This window comes from Kocuria salsicia, assembly GCF_007681555.1.
GTDB classification, from domain to species: Bacteria; Actinomycetota; Actinomycetes; order Actinomycetales; family Micrococcaceae; genus Kocuria; species Kocuria salsicia.
On record NZ_VELE01000030.1, the window covers coordinates 1 to 1349 of the forward strand.

General features: G+C 62.5%; 1 protein-coding gene. It reads left to right on the top strand.

Going from position 1 to position 1349, the window contains the following annotated elements:
• On the top strand, window positions 1-884 hold an 884-nt coding region (locus FS770_RS13850; protein WP_186366807.1), incomplete at its 5' end, for a DUF6414 family protein.
• Window positions 885-1349 lie beyond the last annotated feature (465 nt).

A 1349-nucleotide genomic window follows, 5' to 3' on the forward strand; every position in this document is an offset into this window, starting at 1 on the left:
CTAGGCCACTACTCAAAGCCGGCGACTTCCAGACCGCGACTACACCCTCGATTGGGATCAGCCAGATTGCGGTGCCGTTCGCTGGGGGTGGCGAGGTCGGATTGGAAGCTCGAGCAAGCCTGTCGTCGAGCTGGACCGAGAGCACCGGAACCGCGTCACGTCAGCAGTTCGTCTACTCCCAGGCGTACAACCTGCACCTCGTGCGGCAGTTCCTCGACCAGGAGAATCTTCTGACGCGCGTGGCATCTGTAAAGCACGCTGAGGCAGTGCGGCCGGGGGCGTTCGTGGAGTACACCACCGCCTTCGACCCGGTCGAGCTCACGCTCGCCCTCGATGTCATCTCGCCAGAACTCGTTGAGGCCGTTACGCGCTTCACTGTGAAGCAGGACTACCTTGAACGCTTCCCCACGGAGGGAGGTCATGAGGCGCGGGAAGAGCACGCGCAGCGAATGGGCATCGCGGCGGACATGAAAGGTGAGCTTGCCCGAGCGATCGCAAACGCCGTTAAAGCCGACACACGCCAGGAAACCACGCGCGAGTACTACGGACGCGTCACTGCCACCCCGGCGCTGACCCTGATAACCATTTGCGACTTGGCGCACTTCATCGTGGATGATCCCGACCGACTCCTCGACGGAACCTTCACCGTGCTGGGCAAGGTTATCGCGCCTGTCGAAAAGGATGCGCCGACCTTCTCGCGCAACAAACTCCTTCGCAACCTTGCCCCAGCCGCGCTTGATAGCGGCATCGAAGAGATGCGCAAGCTGATGAGCAATGCCCCGAAGGTTGGTGAGAAGCCGCCTTCGGAGTATATCGACCTCAAGTTGGCCTCCCGCGTGAACGGAGCTTCGATGCGCATCATGCCCCTCGCCATCTACTCCTAACGTTCCCAGGGTTGATCCGAGCGCGCAGCTTCCCGACAACGAAGGGCGCGTCAACAAGCGTTGCGAGGATCGCGCCATTCACGGCTGCAGTTCACGCACCGGCGACTCGTCGACACGGTCCCGGGTGCTGCCGTAAGGGCGTCCCGAATACGGGGAACAGAATGTTCCGGTCATGCGACGGGTCAGTGCTGCGCCCCGCTTGGCGCTCGGGCGCCGACACGGTGTTTCGAGATGCAAGTTGTGGAGCGCGTGCAGTTGAGGTGGACCGATAGAAACTTGCCCGATGCCGCGGGGCGCGTGAGCATCCTCATCTGCCGATGTGCGCGCGTTGTTGGCTAGCGTAGTGGCATGGACTCGCTGACACTGGATGCCCTCTTGGAACTGGAGCGAGCGGGATGGACCTTGAACCGTCCCAGGTTCTCGGCCGCTTCTATGCGGGGAGCGGCTCTGGGTTGAGGGCCGCGT